Source organism: Enterobacter cloacae complex sp. IR5428, from assembly GCF_049238585.1.
Taxonomy (GTDB): Bacteria; Pseudomonadota; Gammaproteobacteria; order Enterobacterales; family Enterobacteriaceae; genus Enterobacter; species Enterobacter intestinihominis.
Genome location: NZ_JBMKHV010000002.1, coordinates 444,972 through 461,093, shown reverse-complemented (window position 1 = coordinate 461,093; position 16,122 = coordinate 444,972). Strand labels below are relative to the sequence as shown.

Annotated in this window: 13 protein-coding genes and 1 riboswitch; of the genes, 5 read left to right on the top strand and 8 right to left on the bottom strand. The window is 55.4% G+C overall.

Translation table 11 applies throughout. The features are described from left to right. Nucleotides 1-30 precede the first annotated feature (30 nt). A complete protein-coding gene (locus ACOTXC_RS04520; protein ID WP_001303390.1) occupies nt 31-651 on the bottom strand; it encodes a TIGR04211 family SH3 domain-containing protein in 621 nt (206 codons plus the stop codon). A 237-nt stretch (nt 652-888) separates the two neighbouring features. Between ACOTXC_RS04520 and ACOTXC_RS04515 the strand changes: the two genes are divergently transcribed. Genes ACOTXC_RS04515 through hldE form a run of 3 tightly spaced genes read left to right on the top strand, consistent with a single transcriptional unit; the run spans nt 889 to nt 6,538 of the window. Then, nucleotides 889-2,190 (top strand): inorganic triphosphatase, encoded by a 1,302-nt coding sequence (locus ACOTXC_RS04515; RefSeq protein WP_048965605.1) that lies wholly within the window; start codon nt 889-891, stop codon nt 2,188-2,190. 21 nt (nt 2,191-2,211) lie between these two features. Beyond that, on the top strand, nt 2,212-5,067 hold the full coding sequence (gene glnE, locus ACOTXC_RS04510; protein WP_421767437.1) for a bifunctional [glutamate--ammonia ligase]-adenylyl-L-tyrosine phosphorylase/[glutamate--ammonia-ligase] adenylyltransferase: 2,856 nt from the start codon (nt 2,212-2,214) through the stop codon (nt 5,065-5,067). Between the two features lie 40 nt (nt 5,068-5,107). Continuing rightward, the gene (gene hldE / locus ACOTXC_RS04505; protein ID WP_015571898.1) at nt 5,108-6,538 is read left to right on the top strand and encodes a bifunctional D-glycero-beta-D-manno-heptose-7-phosphate kinase/D-glycero-beta-D-manno-heptose 1-phosphate adenylyltransferase HldE; all 1,431 of its coding nucleotides are present in this window, start codon (nt 5,108-5,110) and stop codon (nt 6,536-6,538) included. A gap of 114 nt (nt 6,539-6,652) precedes the next feature. On the opposite strand, the gene ubiK is transcribed toward hldE, so the two are convergent. Continuing rightward, nucleotides 6,653-6,949 (bottom strand): ubiquinone biosynthesis accessory factor UbiK, encoded by a 297-nt coding sequence (gene ubiK, locus ACOTXC_RS04500; protein WP_000566823.1) that lies wholly within the window; start codon nt 6,947-6,949, stop codon nt 6,653-6,655. A gap of 120 nt (nt 6,950-7,069) precedes the next feature. Next, a riboswitch (FMN riboswitch) is annotated at nt 7,070-7,220 on the top strand. 105 nt (nt 7,221-7,325) lie between these two features. Between ubiK and ribB the strand changes: the two genes are divergently transcribed. Further along, entirely contained in the window at nt 7,326-7,979 is a 654-nt protein-coding gene (gene ribB, locus ACOTXC_RS04495; protein WP_003862538.1) for a 3,4-dihydroxy-2-butanone-4-phosphate synthase, read from the top strand. 44 nt (nt 7,980-8,023) lie between these two features. On the opposite strand, the gene ACOTXC_RS04490 is transcribed toward ribB, so the two are convergent. The 5 genes from ACOTXC_RS04490 to zupT form a co-directional block, all read right to left on the bottom strand. Next, nucleotides 8,024-9,085 (bottom strand): type 1 fimbrial protein, encoded by a 1,062-nt coding sequence (locus ACOTXC_RS04490; protein WP_048965607.1) that lies wholly within the window; start codon nt 9,083-9,085, stop codon nt 8,024-8,026. After that, complete coding sequence (locus ACOTXC_RS04485) at nt 9,069-9,830, bottom strand: fimbrial biogenesis chaperone (protein WP_023306972.1); 762 nt, start codon at nt 9,828-9,830, stop codon at nt 9,069-9,071. Before ACOTXC_RS04485 ends, ACOTXC_RS04490 begins: the two co-directional genes overlap by 17 nt. A gap of 9 nt (nt 9,831-9,839) precedes the next feature. Continuing rightward, nucleotides 9,840-12,284, bottom strand: coding sequence for a fimbria/pilus outer membrane usher protein (locus tag ACOTXC_RS04480; RefSeq protein WP_045307993.1), 2,445 nt, complete (start codon nt 12,282-12,284; stop codon nt 9,840-9,842). A gap of 76 nt (nt 12,285-12,360) precedes the next feature. Beyond that, nucleotides 12,361-12,921 (bottom strand): fimbrial protein, encoded by a 561-nt coding sequence (locus ACOTXC_RS04475; protein WP_022649431.1) that lies wholly within the window; start codon nt 12,919-12,921, stop codon nt 12,361-12,363. 266 nt (nt 12,922-13,187) lie between these two features. Continuing rightward, nucleotides 13,188-13,961: a zinc transporter ZupT gene (zupT, locus tag ACOTXC_RS04470; RefSeq protein ID WP_022649430.1), complete on the bottom strand. Its 774-nt coding sequence runs from the start codon at nt 13,959-13,961 to the stop codon at nt 13,188-13,190. 130 nt (nt 13,962-14,091) lie between these two features. Here zupT and ygiD point away from each other — a divergent pair, with 130 nt between their 5' ends. Continuing rightward, nucleotides 14,092-14,880: a 4,5-DOPA dioxygenase extradiol gene (ygiD, locus tag ACOTXC_RS04465; RefSeq protein WP_421767436.1), complete on the top strand. Its 789-nt coding sequence runs from the start codon at nt 14,092-14,094 to the stop codon at nt 14,878-14,880. A gap of 81 nt (nt 14,881-14,961) precedes the next feature. Here ygiD and ACOTXC_RS04460 read toward each other — a convergent pair whose 3' ends face one another. Continuing rightward, a complete protein-coding gene (locus tag ACOTXC_RS04460; RefSeq protein WP_022649428.1) occupies nt 14,962-16,122 on the bottom strand; it encodes a glutathionylspermidine synthase family protein in 1,161 nt (386 codons plus the stop codon).

Here is a 16,122-nt window from a genome sequence, read left to right as displayed (position 1 = left end):
ATGATACGTAAGTGTGGCAGAGAAGACGAGTTAGTTCATCCAGCGGTCTTTACGTTTACGGCTTGGGATAAGGTGAGGAAGCACCAGACCCAGCACCAGACCGACGCCCAGTACGCCGCCGCCATACATAAACCACTGCATGATGATGGTGCGTTGTTTGTCATCCAGCTGTAGATTAGCGGCGTTTACTTTCTTCTGTGCGACGATCAGCTCATTTTTCAGCTTCTGATTTTCGTCTTTCAGGCCGGCGATCACGCTGTCGCTTTGCGCCACTTTCTGCTGCATCTCTGCGGTGCGCTGGTTCCAGGTACCGTCAATGTTGTTCAGCTTATCGGTCAGGGTTTTCACCTGATTTTCCAGATCCGGCACGCGGGTGCGCAGGCTTGGCACTGTGCTTAGCTCTTTCAGCGGGATCCATGAGGTGCGGCCAGAGCTGTCACGAACCTGACCGTAATTGGTGTCTGCGTTAGTTTGCAGCAGAGTCACTTCCTCGCCGGCATTTACCGTACCCACGAGGCGATAATTGTCTCCAGGGCCGCTGCGTACCCAGGTATTCAGTTCATCAGAAACGTAACGTTTCTCTTCAGCGTGGACCGCGGTTGCGGCGCTAAAAGCGAGTAAAGTAAGTCCAATCAGGCGTAATTTAAGCATATCAGTCGTTATTTTCATAAAAAGTGGAACGATAGTAGTGGTATCAGTGTCGCTACGCAAAGGATTCATCATCAATCGGAATCATCTGTGTCATGATTTCCACCGCTTTAAACTTTTACGCCCGTCAAATTGCTCATTGCGTGGCAATTTGGCGCAAAATACTATGTACTGACAAACAAATGGCGAGGAAGTTCGCCTTCATCGACGCGTCTGTGACGCACGCAAAAGTACAAGGCTATGGCACAAGAGATCGAATTAAAGTTTATCGTCGAAAAAGACAGCGCTGACGCGCTCCGCCAGCATCTGAATACGCTGTCCGGCGAGCACCATGAACCCGTACAGCTGCTCAACATCTATTACGAAACGCCGGACAACTGGCTGCGCAACCATGATATGGGCCTGCGCATCCGTGGTGCGAACGGGCGCTACGAGATGACGATGAAAATCGCCGGTCGCGTGGTGGGCGGTTTGCACCAGCGTCCGGAATACAATATCGACATCAGTAAGCCAGAACTTGAGCTGGATCGTTTTCCGGCGGAAGTGTGGCCGGAAGGGACGCTGCCCGCAACGCTGTCGGCAGAGGCGCAACCGCTGTTCAGCACCGATTTCTGGCGCGAGAAATGGCTGGTGACGGAAGGCAAGAGCCGTATTGAGATCGCGTTTGATCGGGGTGAAATTAAGGCTGGTGAAGAGCAGGAGCCGATCTGCGAGCTGGAGCTTGAACTGCTGGAAGGCGACGCGAGCGACGTGCTGAAGCTGGCGCGCAAGCTGGTAAACCAGCCTGGCCTGCGTCAGGGCAGCCTGAGTAAAGCGGCGCGCGGCTATCACCTGGCCGCCGGGAATGCGCCGCGCGTGCTGCGAGAAACCCCGATTCTGCGCGTTGTGCCGAAAGCCTCCGTTGAGCAGGGCATGGAAGCGGCGCTGGAGCTGGCGCTCTCTCAGTGGCAGTACCACGAGGAGCTGTGGGCGCGTAACGTGAAAAATGCCAAAAAACAGGTGCTCGCTGCTATGGGTCTGGTGCGTCACACCCTGGCGCTGTTCGGCGGTATTGTACCGCGTAAAGCCAGTGCTCACTTACGTGATCTGCTCACTCAAACCGAAACGCTGATGCTTTCTGACGTGTCGGCACAAACGGCGATCTACAGCCCGCAAAACGCCAGCGCGAAACTGGCGTTGACCGAATTTCTGGTGACGCGCGGCTGGCGCATTTTCCTCGATGCGAAAGGGCAGACTAAAATCGCGGAAAACTTCAAACGTTTTGCGGATATCCACCTCTCCCGTCACGCGGCCGAGCTGCGAACCACCTTCGCGCATCCGCTGGGCGACCAGTATGGCGATCAGCTTCCCCGCCTGGCGCGTAACATCGACAGCATGTTGCTGCTGTCAGGTGCGTATGAGGGCGTGAAGGCGCAGGCCTGGCTGGAGAACTGGCAGGGGCTTAAGCATGCCATCGAGACCCGTCAGCAGATTGAGATCGAGCATTTCCGCAACGAGGCCATTTCGCAGGATCCGTACTGGCTGCACAGCGGAAAACGTTAATTCTGGCAAGGAACCCCTGATATGCCGCTTTCTTCGCAGTTACAGCAGCACTGGCAGACCGTTTGCGAACGCCTGCCTGAGTCGTTACCCGCGTCATCGTTAAGCGAGCAGGCGAAAAGCGTGCTCACGTTCAGTGATTTTGTGCAGGAGAGCGTCAGCGCCAACCCGGACTGGCTGGCAGAGCTGGAAAGCGCGCCGCCGCAGGCTGACGAGTGGCGGCATTATGCTGGCTGGCTGCAAACCGCGCTGGCAGAGGTGGCAGACGAAGCCACGCTGATGCGCGTACTGCGTCAGTTCCGCCGCCGGGTGATGGTACGCATTGCCTGGGCGCAGGCGCTGGAGCTGGTGAGCGAAGAGAGTACCTTGCAGCAGTTGAGCGAGCTGGCGCAGACGTTGATTGTCGCCGCGCGGGACTGGCTCTACGCCGCCTGCTGTAAAGAGTGGGGCACGCCGTGCAGCGAAGACGGGGTTCCGCAACCGCTGTTGATTCTGGGGATGGGCAAGCTGGGCGGCTGCGAGCTCAATTTCTCCTCAGACATCGATCTGATTTTTGCCTGGCCGGAGAACGGCTCCACGCGCGGCGGTCGTCGCGAGCTGGACAACGCCCAGTTCTTTACCCGCCTCGGCCAGCGGCTGATTAAGGCGCTGGATCAGCCCACCCAGGATGGTTTTGTCTACCGCGTGGACATGCGTCTGCGTCCGTTTGGCGACAGCGGGCCACTGGTGCTGAGCTTTGCCGCGCTGGAAGATTATTACCAGGAGCAGGGGCGCGACTGGGAGCGTTACGCGATGGTCAAAGCGCGGATCATGGGCGACAGCGACGATGCCTACGCCAACGAGCTGCGCGCCATGCTGCGCCCGTTCGTGTTCCGCCGCTACATCGACTTTAGCGTTATCCAGTCCCTGCGAAATATGAAAGGGATGATTGCCCGCGAGGTGCGTCGCCGTGGCCTGAAGGACAACATCAAGCTCGGCGCGGGCGGCATTCGTGAGATCGAATTTATCGTCCAGGTCTTCCAGCTGATACGCGGCGGGCGCGAACCTTCTCTGCAATCCCGTTCGCTGCTGCCAACGCTCAGCGCTATCGATCAGCTGCATCTGCTGCCGGAAGGCGACGCGCAAACGCTGTGTGACGCTTATCTCTTCCTGCGTCGTCTGGAAAATCTGCTGCAAAGTATCAACGACGAACAGACCCAGACGTTACCGGGCGATGAGCTGAACCGGGCGCGTCTGGCCTGGGGGATGCGGGTGGATGACTGGGCGGCGCTGACGCAACGGCTGGAAGCGCATATGGCTGGCGTGCGCCGCATCTTTAACGATCTGATCGGCGACGACGAAAGTGAATCGCAGGACGATGCGCTCTCCGAGCACTGGCGCGAACTGTGGCAGGACGCGCTTCAGGAAGATGACACCACGCCGGTGCTGGCGCACTTAAGCGACGATGCCCGCCATCGCGTGGTGGCGTTAATCGCCGACTTCCGCCTCGAACTGAACAAACGCGCCATTGGCCCGCGCGGTCGTCAGGTGCTGGATCATCTGATGCCGCATCTGCTGAGCGATGTCTGCTCCCGCGAGGATGCGCCGGTGCCGCTGTCGCGCATGATGCCGCTCCTGAGCGGGATCGTCACGCGTACCACCTACCTTGAACTGTTAAGTGAGTTTCCCGGCGCGCTGAAGCATCTGATTTCCCTTTGCGCCGCCTCCCCGATGGTGGCGAACAAGCTGGCGCGTTATCCGCTGCTGCTCGACGAACTGCTCGACCCGAATACGCTCTATCAGCCGACGGCGACGGATGCTTACCGCGACGAGCTGCGTCAGTATCTGCTGCGCGTGCCGGAAGAGGACGAAGAGCAACAGCTTGAGGCGCTGCGTCAGTTTAAGCAGGCACAGATGTTGCGCGTGGCGGCGGCAGATATCGCCGGTACCCTGCCGGTAATGAAAGTGAGCGATCACTTAACCTGGCTGGCGGAAGCGATCATCGACGCGGTGGTCCACCAGGCGTGGGTGCAGATGGTGGCCCGCTACGGGCAGCCGAAGCACCTTGCTGACCGTGAAGGCCGCGGTTTTGCGGTGGTGGGTTACGGCAAGCTGGGCGGCTGGGAGCTGGGCTACAGCTCCGATCTGGATCTGATTTTCCTCCACGACTGTCCGGTTGACGTGATGACCGACGGTGAGCGTGAAATCGACGGGCGGCAGTTCTACCTGCGCCTGGCCCAGCGCATCATGCACCTGTTCAGCACTCGCACCTCATCCGGCATTCTGTATGAAGTGGATGCGCGTCTGCGCCCGTCCGGCGCGGCAGGCATGCTGGTCACCTCGACGGAGGCTTTCGCCGACTATCAGAAGAACGAAGCCTGGACGTGGGAGCATCAGGCGCTGGTGCGCGCCCGCGTGGTATACGGCGATCCGCAGCTCAAAACGCAGTTCGATGCGATCCGCAAGGCGGTCATGACGACCCCGCGCGAGGGCAGTACGCTGCAAACCGAAGTGCGGGAAATGCGGGAGAAGATGCGCGCGCACCTTGGCAACAAACATCGCGATCGCTTTGATATTAAAGCCGATGAAGGCGGCATTACCGATATCGAGTTTATCACTCAGTACCTGGTGCTGCTGCACGCGCACGATAAGCCGAAGCTGACCCGCTGGTCGGATAACGTGCGCATACTGGAACTGCTGGCGCAGAACGACATTATGGATGAGCAGGAGGCGCAGGCATTAACCCGCGCCTACACCACGCTGCGTGATGAGTTGCACCATCTGGCCTTACAGGAACAGCCGGGCCATGTGGCGCTGGACTGTTTCACCGATGAACGCGCGCAGGTGACCACAAGCTGGCAGAAGTGGCTGGTGGAACCGTGCGTAACAAAACAAGTGTGATATTATCGCGCGCAAATTGTGAATCTTTCTGGAGTCAGGAATGAAAGTAACACTGCCAGAGTTTGAACGTGCTGGAGTTATGGTTGTCGGTGATGTGATGCTGGATCGCTACTGGTATGGGCCGACCAGCCGTATCTCTCCGGAAGCGCCGGTGCCGGTAGTTAAGGTCGACACCATTGAAGAGCGTCCAGGCGGCGCGGCAAACGTGGCGATGAACATAGCCTCGCTGGGCGCGCATTCGCGTCTGGTGGGCCTGACCGGCATTGACGATGCGGCGCGTGCCCTGAGTCAGTCGCTGGCGGACGTGAACGTGAAGTGCGACTTCGTTTCTGTTCCGACCCACCCAACCATCACCAAGCTTCGCGTCCTGTCGCGTAACCAGCAGCTGATCCGCCTCGATTTCGAAGAAGGATTCGAAGGCGTTGATCCTGAGCCGCTACACGAGCGTATTAGCCAGGCGCTGGGTAATATCGGCGCGCTGGTGCTGTCTGATTATGCCAAAGGTGCGCTGGCGAGCGTGCAGACCATGATCCAGCTGGCGCGCAAAGCCAGCGTTCCGGTGCTGATCGACCCGAAAGGCACCGATTTCGAGCGCTATCGCGGCGCAACCCTGCTGACGCCCAACCTCTCTGAGTTCGAAGCGGTGGCGGGCAAGTGCAAAACTGAAGAAGAGCTGGTTGAGCGCGGCATGAAAATCATCGCTGATTTCGAGCTGTCTGCGCTGCTGGTGACCCGTTCCGAACAGGGCATGACGCTGCTGCAACCGGGCAAGGCGCCGCTGCATATGCCAACTCAGGCGCAGGAAGTGTACGACGTGACCGGTGCCGGTGATACGGTGATCGGCGTGCTGGCAGCGACGCTGGCGGCGGGGAACTCCCTGGAAGAAGCGTGCTACTTCGCGAACGCCGCGGCGGGCGTGGTCGTCGGTAAACTCGGAACCTCCACCGTTTCGCCAATCGAGCTGGAAAATGCGGTGCGTGGGCGTGCGGATACCGGCTTTGGCGTCATGACCGAAGACGAGCTGAAAGTGGCCGTTGCCGCCGCGCGCAAACGCGGTGAAAAAGTGGTGATGACGAACGGCGTGTTCGACATCCTGCATGCGGGTCATGTCTCGTATCTGGCGAATGCGCGCAAGCTGGGCGACCGCCTGATTGTGGCGGTCAACAGCGATGCCTCAACCAAACGACTGAAGGGTGAAACGCGTCCGGTGAACCCGCTGGAGCAGCGCATGATAGTGCTCGGCGCGCTGGAAGCGGTGGACTGGGTGGTCTCATTTGAAGAAGACACTCCGCAGCGCCTGATTGCCGGAATTCTGCCTGACCTGCTGGTGAAGGGCGGTGATTACAAACCAGAGCAAATCGCAGGTAGCGAAGAGGTCTGGGCGAATGGCGGTGAAGTGATGGTGCTCAACTTTGAGGACGGGTGTTCAACCACCAACATCATTAAGAAGATCCAGAAAGACAGTCAGTAAAAAACGGGCCAGTTGGCCCGTTTTTTTATGTCGGGTGGCGGCTGCGCCTTACCCGACCTACGCGTTCATGTAGGCCCGGTAAGGCGTAGCCGTCACCGGGCACAACAGACCGCACTATGCCTGGTCATCCACCGGTGGAATAGCTGGCGCTGGCTTCACCTCTTCCGGCGCATTGCGGCTCTCCAGCTCGCTCAGACGCTGTTCCAGCAGCGCCAGCTTCTCGCGGGTGCGCAGCAGCACCTGCGTCTGCACGTCAAACTCTTCGCGGCTGACTAAATCAAGGCGAACCAACTGTGCCTGCAACGTCTGGCGAATTTTCTTCTCAACGTCATCACCAAACTCACGAATACCTTTCGGCATGGACTCATGAACCTGACGCGCGATCTGCTCAATTTTCTTTGGGTCAATCATTGTCGTTTCCCTTGATGAAAAGGTGTTAGTGCCTATTGTAGCGCGTCATGCCGCGGGTTAAACAAAATTGTTTGAAGCTTATGCATTGCCCAGGGTAATCAATAGCGTTATAGTTATCTCGCTTATTCTCAGGGCGGGGCGAAATTCCCCACCGGCGGTAAATCAGCTTAACGCTGAAAGCCCGCGAGCGCTTTGGGTGAATTCTCAAAGGTCAGCAGATCCGGTGTAATTCCGGGGCCGACGGTTAGAGTCCGGATGGGAGAGAGTAACGATCCAGTCGGGCAAGGCCCGCTCACGTTATTTTTTTGCCGCTTGTACGGCGCTCCTAAGACTGCCCTGATTCTGGTAACCATAAAGTTAATGAGGTTTTTTTACCATGAATCAGACGCTACTTTCCTCTTTTGGCACTTCAACTCAACGTGTTGAACATGCACTGGATGCACTGCGCGAAGGCCGCGGTGTGATGGTGCTTGACGATGAAAACCGTGAAAACGAAGGCGACATGATTTTTGCCGCCGAGAACATGACCGTTGAGCAGATGGCGCTGACCATCCGTCACGGTAGCGGCATCGTATGCCTGTGCATCACCGAAGACCGTCGCCAGCAGCTTGATCTGCCGATGATGGTTGAAAACAACACCAGCGCCTTTGGTACCGGCTTCACCGTGACCATTGAAGCGGCACATGGCGTCACCACCGGGGTGTCGGCGGCTGACCGCCTGACTACCGTGCGTGCAGCGATTGCTGATGGTGCAAAACCCTCCGATCTGCACCGCCCTGGTCATGTCTTCCCGCTGCGCGCGCAGCCGGGCGGCGTGCTGACCCGTGGTGGTCATACCGAAGCGACCATCGATCTGGTGACGCTGGCTGGCTTCAAACCCGCAGGCGTGCTGTGCGAACTGACCAACGATGATGGCACCATGGCGCGCGCGCCGGAGTGCATCACCTTTGCGCGTCTGCACAATATGCCAGTGGTGACGATTGAAGACCTGGTTGAATACCGCCGGGCGCATGAGCGTAAAGCCAGCTGAACATGCTGATGTGAAAAAGCCGGGGAAACCCGGCTTTTTTGTTTCTAGTGGTAGTTAATTTTGAACAGTACCACGGTTTCAAACGGCCCGGACTGAATCGCTTTTCCTTCATCCCGCGAAAGTTCAGCCGTGTAGTTTTGCTCAAGATTCATCATATCGCCCGTAAAATCGGCGTATTCCTTGTACTGGTTGAATGTGTAAGGCTCCGTTCCGTTAAGAATACGCAGCTTTAACCCATTCCCTATTAGTACCGCGGTGTCGTCTGCGCTGAGCGTTTCGGTTGTGTAAAATGACGAGTCCATCTTAAATCCGTCCGAGCACTGGGCATCCTGCACTTTGGTGGTTCGTATTGAAAACATGCGAATACGCTTCTGCTGATTCACAATGTCGCGCGCACTGAAGGTGCCGAAGTCGATCTCCTGATTCTCAGGGTAAATGCTAAACGTCGCCCCGCAATCAAGTACCGTAATGTTTTGCAGCCCGTTGATGTGATACTTCAGGTTCTTCGCGTCGGCCATCTGATTAACGCCACCCTTACCGTCAAATTGCACAACGATGTAATCGCTGAGCGAACTGACATAGCCATGCGGCGGCACAGCCTTTATTCTCACGAAAAGTCGTAATCGGGCGACGAACGTGCGCGAAATATGGATATCATCCGGATTACCAGAGCAAATGCGATTCTCCCACCCCATCTGGCGGATTTGAGCAGGGGTGTAAATAGTGATGTTATTGTTGTCCAGACACTGGCGGGTATCCACGCCGTTGGGCTGACCTGTAGCATCGTAATCTATACCTTCATAGGTGACGCCCAGCTCATAATAGGGATCGGTTGCGGCAGGATAAGGATTTACCCAGGCAAAGACATCTTCCGGCTTAAAATTGCTCGAGACGTTGTTATCACACGTCACCGGAATCTTAATGTCATCAGACTCCCATATTTTTTGGCCAATTTGGGCGTTGCTGGGTATGGCAAAGGGGGAGATCGTTTTTGTCTCCTCGACGGAACCGCCAGAGCCACCCAGATAACAGTTAAGCGCCATGGCATCTTCCAAAGGCAGCGCTGAAAGCAGCAATGTAAGCAGGACACTAGCGAGCTTTCGCATCTTTATCGATTTTCCGTTCGGTAAGTTTACATTGCGCCGTTCCGGTGCACTGCACGTCGACTTTTTTCAGGGCACCGTAATCGTCGATATAGCCGATGCTGTAATAACTACCGTGGTAATCGCCGGTAGACGCGGTTGCCGTGGCGAAAGGCGCAATCATCAGACTGTCAAAACCCGGCAGCATGGTTTTAGCATTTTTGCTCAGCCACGCCAGCGTGATGTAGTACGGCGTAGGGTTGTGGACCGTGAGCCCATCCGCGTTGGCGGAAATTTCCATTCGCATTTCAGTCAGTTCGCCGGATTTTTTGCTAATCGCTTCTGGACGCCAGAACAGCTTAATTCGGCTCTGCATTGCTACCTGCATCACGCTGCGCTCCTCGCTGGCGCTGGTGTTTTTTGGCGGTACTTCACGCAGGTTGAAATAAAACAGCGATTCCCTGTCTCCTGGCAGCTGGCGAGTAGTGGCTTGTTTAACAATCCTTATCTGCGACGAGGTGCCCGCTTCGATACGTTGAATGGGGGGAAGCGCCATAAAGTGCGTATCTTCTTTTTGTCCCTTTTCATCTTCAATCCAGGAGAGCGCCAGATAAGGCAGCACCTTGCTCTGATTGTCCACTTTCAGGCTGCTGGCCTTGTCGCTTTCTGGAAAAACAATGCGCGTGCGGTCCAGATTAATGGCTGCGTGGGTAGCAAATGCTGTGCTGGTTAGCATCAGGCACAGGCTTTTAAACGGCGTTAATTTCATGATGATTTCTTACTGACACGGCAGTATCAACTGCATACTGTTTTCTAAGTGAGAAGGTAACGAGAAGCGACACTGTTGGTTGTCGCCCCATGTCACGCGAAACTGCTGTTCTGGCTCAACGGCGGCCAGCCAGACGCGGCCTTCATCGGCCACCATCCCAACCTGCAAATTGCTTGCTTCCAGGCGAACAATCGCCCCGAGAGGTGGCGCTCCTGATGACATTCGCAGAACGCCTGTCACGTCCTTACCTGCGCGCGTGGCAATCTGACGATAACCAATGGCTCCCTCAGTCCAGGTTGAGGTCACGACGCGGTTGTCTACGTCCACGCCATCAGGGAGGTTGTTCAGATTGACCTGCACGCTGGAGGGGGAATAGCTGGAGAATGACGGTAAAACGCCGATGCCAAAACGGTTGGTCTCATCTCGCGACATGTTCAGCGGGATATTGCCTACCCCGTCGGTGCTGACCATCACACGAGGTTCATTACCGTAGCTTCGCCGGTGCAGCGCGGCGCCTTTCGCCGTTGAGGTGAAGGAACCACTCCAGCTCGCGCTGAGGGAGTTATATTCGTCAGCTTTATAGCTGCCTGAGAGATTGAGATCGCCGTACGTAGAATAATGCTGATAATTCCCGCTGACCTGCGCGCCGGAATCTGGCTTTCCGCTCTCCGCGCCTGCGGAAACGCCCCAGGTATTATTGCGATCCGACGTGTCATACCACGACACGTTATGACTCAGCGTGTCGCTGTTACGCAGGTCATAGTTAAGACGATGGTCGGGATCGAGCGGTACGCTGAGCGAGAGATAGAACTGAGTATCGTCACTTTCGTCTTCCTCATCGTAATGCGTTTTACTCCAGGACAGGGTTACGCCGAGGTTCTTCCAGCGGCCCATATCAAAGTTGTAGCCCGCCGTGATGCTGCCGGTCGTGGAAGGTGAATCATTCCACCATGTCTGACGCAGCATGTTGACGTACAGGTTCAGGGATAACGCCGAAATGTACTGGCTTGCCGTCACGCTCAGGGTTTGTTTCTCCGACTGGCGGTCACCGTCGTCATAATCAAGGTAGCGGGCGTAGCTCAAAAACTGGGGGTCTGAGTAGCGGTAGCTGGCAAGCGTAAGCTGACTGCCGGTGGTATCGAAACGCTTGCTGTAGTTAATGCGATAGCTGTAACCCGTCTGACTGCGCTGGTGTGGCAGCTGGCTGGTGGCCTGCGTGACGTCAAAAGAGAGCGCCCCCAGCCAGGCCATATTCTGGCCGATCCCGGCAGCGACGGAACGATAACCGTCGCCATCAGTCAGCGTGCCGCCATACAGGGAGGTGTGTGACAGCATGCCCCAGGAAAATTCGCCGCTCATGAAGGCGTTATCTTCAACGTTATGGGAGGCACCCTGGCGCGCTTTACCCGCCGCGAACTTGTAGCGAACCTGACCCTTGCGCGTTAAAAACGGCACGGACTCGGCAGAGACCTGGAAGGTGCTGACGCGGCCGTCCTCTTCCGTGACTTTGACGTCCAGCGTGCCCTGAACCGACTGGTTAAGATCCTGAATAACAAACGGGCCTGGTGGCACTTTACTTTGGTAAATCACGCGATCGGCAAGGCTTACGGTCACCGTGGCGTTGGTTTGCGCTATCCCGGTAATCTGCGGGGCATAGCCGCGCAGCGACCATGGCAGCATACGTTCTTCGCTGATAAGCGATGCGCCGGTATAGGTAAAGGCGTCAAAAATTGCGGACTGGAAATCCGTTTCACCCAGCGTCAGTTTCGCTCCGATTGAGGGCAGAGGGCGGAACATATATACGCGTGAAAAACGGCCATCCTGCTCTGAGCCTGCTTCAGTATCGCTTCGCGTGTACTGGTAATCGCTTCGCAGGCGCCACGCGCCCATGTTCGCACCGACGGTGCCATAGGTATTGGCGTTGTTATTGCTGCTGCCGCTATTGGGCTGATAATGGCTGGCAAAAAGATTGTAATCCAGTAGTACGCCCGGCACGCCGTTGTCCCAGGTGGATGGCGGCATCCAGTCCACCGCACGGTATTGCAGCCATGCCTGGGGGATCGTCACATTCAGGGATTGGCTATCTTGCTCAAACGTAAATCTGATGTCTGGTCTGGCGGCGAAATCAACGCATCCCTCTTTTTCTGGCAAAGCGTGACGAACCTCATCCTGTAACGCAAATGTATCGGCCAGTTCGGGAGGAATACACACCTGAACCGCGTTATTTATTTCTCTCCAGCGAAGGAGCCAGCCATTTGCCAGCGGAATATCATTAACTGAAACCGTAACGAAATAGCTTCCCGGCGTAACCGATATTTGATCTTTAAAACGTGATAAATCGACGCTGCCGCGCTGATCTTTATCGATGGCGTTTATATTAAATTCAGTGGCAGAGGTAAGTCTCGTCATTAACAGGGATGCAATGATGATTATCCATTGTAATTTGTATGTCATCATCCTGTTACTCGAATATATAAAGGATGCCGACCGGCATGAATTACCAGTCGGCTAATACTGTTACGTAACAGAATTATTTGTACAACAGGACGTAGTTAGCCGTGGCTTCAACCTGGCCTGCCGTCGCAGTTTTACCCGTGGGGACTTCCATAACCGCTTTGAAATGCAGCGTCTGGGTGGTTGATCCTGCCAGCAACTCAACCTCGTTGGATTCTCCCAGCGTGATAGCAGCCTCCGCATTATCCAGCAGACGTACACCCACGTTCTGCGCACCACTTGCATAGGTGTTACTCATCAGGCTGGTGTCTGTCGCGTCTGTCGCTGCGCTGGTGAAGGTGACATCCACTTTGGTAATTGGCGTGTCGGTTTCGTCTGCCGGATCGTCAAGCTGGCAGTTTTCCAGATTAATATCGACCGGAACCGGCGTGGATTTTTTGTTGGCGTTGATAACGGCCGTAGTCACTTCACCCAGATCGACTTCTTTATCAACGCTGTCTGGTGCGATGCTGCACGGTGCGTCAATAACAACACCTTTGAATTTGATTTTGCCAGAGCCTTGATCTTCAGCAAAAGCAGAACCCGACACAATGCCAGCCATAGCCGCTGCTAACAGTAATTTCTTACCCATATACATGGAAATATCCTTTTTCAGAGTGATTCATAATGTGAATATTAATTTCAGAATACTTGCAAAGTATACGGATTGGGGTGGGAATACGCGATTAACGTGACTTAAATATATTTGTAGGTGCTTTTAATTAATATTTTCAGGCTATCTTAAGAGACGCCTTTTTTTGAAATTCTAATGGGTTTATATTTGGTGGGTTATTATAGGGTAAATATATAGGATTGTTATTTTGAATAGTATAATGCCTCCGTATGAAACGGAGGCATTAATTCTTAACCAATACCTGCCGTTTGTAGCAGAACCAGACTCATCCCCATCACTGACATTCCACACAGCACGCCGTAGCTTGGGTTATTGTTGGGATCGATCTCTTTTGCCAGCGGCATCAGCTCATCGACAGAGAGCGCGACCATAATTCCGGCCACGGCAGCCATAATTGCAGCCATTACAACCGGGGATACGAGGCTACCGAGGATCAGCCACGCCAGCACGCCGCCGAGAATTTCAGCCATCCCGGAGATACCCGCCCAAAAGACAGCTGTACGTTTTGAACCCGTGGCGGCATAAACGGGCCCGGCAACGGCAAGTCCTTCAGGAATATTGTGCAAAGCAACGGCCAGCGCGACACCAAAACCCATTTCCAGGTTGCTGCTGGCCGTGACATAGGTGGCGATACCTTCCGGAAAGTTATGCAGGCTGATACCCAGCGTCAGCAGAATGGCCGTGCGTTTGATATTGCCAGGGATGGGGGCAACGCTTTTTTGCATTAGATCCTGCGGGTGCGCGTGAGGAAGGATACGGTCGAGTGCAAAATAACCCAGCAGGCCAATGATAAACATGCCATAGCCCAGAACAGGCGACATCCCTTCGGCGTGAAGCGCGGCGGGCAGCATCTCCATCAGCGAGATAAGCAGCATGATCCCGGCGGCGAAACCCAGCGAGAAGGCCAGCAGGCGATTAGAGGGTTTTTGACCGAGTACCCCAAGGAACGCACCGATAAAGGTCGCGGCGCCCGCAAGTAAGGTCAAAATCAAAGGTACTGACATGCATTCTCCTTAAGCGATATCTGGCATTCAAATTTCCTGATGATGATCTTCACGGTTATCTACGTTCATCTTCACCTGAATGCGCGTAATGTAGGCCCATCACTTTGTCACTTCCTCTAAGGATATCACCATGTCTCCTTCTCGTATGCCAGCACTGTTTTTAGGCCATGGCAGCCCCATGAACGTTCTGGAAGATAACGTCTATACCCGCGCCTGGCGTCAGCTGGGTAAGACGTTACCGCGTCCGAAGGCAATTGTGGTGGTCTCTGCGCACTGGTTTACCCGGGGTACCGGCGTGACGGCCATGGAAGCGCCAAAAACGATCCATGATTTTGGCGGTTTTCCGCAGGCGCTATACGATACGCATTATCCGGCCCCCGGTTCGCCTGAGCTGGCGCAGCGGCTGGTTGATCTGCTCGCCCCTGTTCCGGTTGCGCTGGACAAAGAAGCCTGGGGCTTTGACCATGGCTCGTGGGGCGTGCTGATTAAGATGTATCCTGATGCGGATATCCCGATGGTGCAACTGAGTATCGACAGCACCAAACCGGCTGCCTGGCACATGGAGATGGGGCGTAAGCTGGCTTCGCTTCGTGATGAGGACATCATGCTGATTGCCAGTGGCAACGTGGTACACAATCTGCGTACGGTACGCTGGCACGGTGAAAATACGCCGTACCCTTGGGCAACAGCCTTTAATGACTATGTAAAAGACAACCTGACCTGGCAAGGGCCGGTCGAACGGCACCCTTTGGTGAACTATCTGGATCACGACGGCGGTTCGCTCTCTAACCCGACGCCGGAACACTTCTTGCCATTGCTGTATGTATTAGGCGCATGGGACGGTCAGGAGGTTATTACAACACCGGTCGACGGTATTGAGATGGGGAGCTTGAGTATGCTGTCGGTGCAGGTGGGGTAAAACATGCCCGGTGGCGCTGCGCTTACCGGGCCTACGCTCGACATGTAGGCCGGGTAAGGCGAAGCCGCCACCCGGCAAGTCTTATTCAATAAAAATATGCGGGTAGAAACGCGACAGATCCTGCGTAATCAGCGCGCGATCTTCGCGAATGCCAATCCCGGCAGGCTGATCGTTAATAAGCCAGCTGCCGATCAGCGTATAGCTGTCGCCAAACTTCGGCAGTTGATAAAACGCCTGGACGATCATCCCTTCCTCACCGTACGGCCCTTCAACCGCTTCCAGCGTTTTACCGTTTTCGATAATCGAGACGTTCGCGCCTTCACGGGAGAAGATTGGCTTAACGACGTATTTCTCCATTGGCGGGAAATCATCTTCGGCAAAGTAAGCAGGCAGCAGGTTCGGGTGGTTCGGGAACATCTCCCACAGCATCGGCAGCAGGGCTTTATTGGAGATAATGCTCTTCCAGGCTGGTTCCAGCCAGCGCACACCGGCGTCTTCCAGCTTGGTAGAAAACATTTCGCGCAGCATGTATTCCCACGGGTAGAGCTTGAACAGGTTGCTGATCACCTGATCCTGCGTGTCCGTAAACTGACCTTTTTCACCTAAACCGATCTCTTCGATATAGAGGAATTCCGTCGCCACTTCCGCTTCGGCTGCGCAGTCCTGCAAATACTGAACCGTACCGCGATCTTCTTCGGTATCGCGACAGCAGGCGAGGTGCAACAGGTTGAAACCGTGCTGTTCTCGCAGTTCGGCGAAACGCTCAATCAGTTTTTCCTGAAGGCTGTTGAACTGGTCGCTGCCTTCCGGCAAGTTTCCGGCATTCGCCTGATCTTCCAGCCAGATCCACTGGAAGAACGCGGCTTCGTACAGGGAGGTTGGCGTATCTGCGTTGTTTTCTAAAAGCTTCGGTTCACCCACGCCATCCCATGCCAAATCGAGGCGAGAGTAGAGCGAAGGCTGGTTCGTTTTCCAGGACTGACGAACAAAGCTCCAGGTGTGCTTCGGAATGCGGAATTTGGTCATCAGCTCATCGCTGTCGATGACTTTCTCTACCACCTTCAGGCACATCTGGTGCAGTTCTGCGGTCACCTCTTCAAGCTTTTCGACCTGCGCGAGCGTGAGCTTATAGTAAGCGTCTTCACACCAGTACGGCTCGCCGTACATGGTGTGAAAGTTGAAACCGTATTCGGTGGCTTTTTCGCGCCAGTCCGGGCGCTCGACAATACTGACTCGTTCCAT

What these genes read in the sequence shown, in the direction of transcription:
- ACOTXC_RS04520 (WP_001303390.1), bottom strand. Translation starts at nt 651, where the DNA reads ATGCTTAAATTACGCCTGATTGGACTTACTTTACTCGCTTTTAGCGCC.
- ACOTXC_RS04460 (WP_022649428.1), bottom strand. Translation starts at nt 16,122, where the DNA reads ATGGAACGAGTCAGTATTGTCGAGCGCCCGGACTGGCGCGAAAAAGCC.
- zupT (WP_022649430.1), bottom strand. Translation starts at nt 13,961, where the DNA reads ATGTCAGTACCTTTGATTTTGACCTTACTTGCGGGCGCCGCGACCTTT.
- hldE (WP_015571898.1), top strand. Translation starts at nt 5,108, where the DNA reads ATGAAAGTAACACTGCCAGAGTTTGAACGTGCTGGAGTTATGGTTGTC.
- ACOTXC_RS04490 (WP_048965607.1), bottom strand. Translation starts at nt 9,085, where the DNA reads ATGCGAAAGCTCGCTAGTGTCCTGCTTACATTGCTGCTTTCAGCGCTG.
- ACOTXC_RS04480 (WP_045307993.1), bottom strand. Translation starts at nt 12,284, where the DNA reads ATGACATACAAATTACAATGGATAATCATCATTGCATCCCTGTTAATG.
- glnE (WP_421767437.1), top strand. Translation starts at nt 2,212, where the DNA reads ATGCCGCTTTCTTCGCAGTTACAGCAGCACTGGCAGACCGTTTGCGAA.
- ribB (WP_003862538.1), top strand. Translation starts at nt 7,326, where the DNA reads ATGAATCAGACGCTACTTTCCTCTTTTGGCACTTCAACTCAACGTGTT.
- ACOTXC_RS04515 (WP_048965605.1), top strand. Translation starts at nt 889, where the DNA reads ATGGCACAAGAGATCGAATTAAAGTTTATCGTCGAAAAAGACAGCGCT.
- ACOTXC_RS04475 (WP_022649431.1), bottom strand. Translation starts at nt 12,921, where the DNA reads ATGTATATGGGTAAGAAATTACTGTTAGCAGCGGCTATGGCTGGCATT.
- ACOTXC_RS04485 (WP_023306972.1), bottom strand. Translation starts at nt 9,830, where the DNA reads ATGAAATTAACGCCGTTTAAAAGCCTGTGCCTGATGCTAACCAGCACA.
- ygiD (WP_421767436.1), top strand. Translation starts at nt 14,092, where the DNA reads ATGTCTCCTTCTCGTATGCCAGCACTGTTTTTAGGCCATGGCAGCCCC.
- ubiK (WP_000566823.1), bottom strand. Translation starts at nt 6,949, where the DNA reads ATGATTGACCCAAAGAAAATTGAGCAGATCGCGCGTCAGGTTCATGAG.